This is a genomic window from Pseudomonas sp. AC083 (assembly GCF_979253165.1).
In genome coordinates this window covers 1-242 of sequence record NZ_CEEDDH010000297.1, presented here as the reverse complement: position 1 = coordinate 242, position 242 = coordinate 1, and the positions used below count along the sequence as shown (strand labels likewise).

Below are 242 nucleotides of genomic sequence, written 5' to 3'. Positions count from 1 at the left end.
ATCGAAGAGTGTGCCAAAGTGAGCGAAGCCTTGAGCGAAAAGCTTGATGAGGCAGATCCGATTAGCCAAAACTACTTTCTTGAAGTGTCCTCTCCTGGAGCGGAGCGCCCATTAAAGAAAAAAGCTGATTTTGAAAAAGCACTTGGAAAAAATGTTTTCATGAAAACATATGAACCAATTGATGGTGAAAAAGCATTTGAAGGTGAGCTTACAAGCTTTGATGGTGAGATTGCAACAGTGAC

At 41.3% G+C, this 242-nt stretch carries 1 protein-coding gene; it reads left to right on the top strand.

Going from position 1 to position 242, the window contains the following annotated elements; translation table 11 throughout:
• Positions 1-18: 18 nt before the first annotated feature.
• The coding region (rimP, locus tag AC0IXA_RS28005; RefSeq protein ID WP_471814993.1) for a ribosome maturation factor RimP at positions 19-242 on the top strand (224 nt) is incomplete at its 3' end.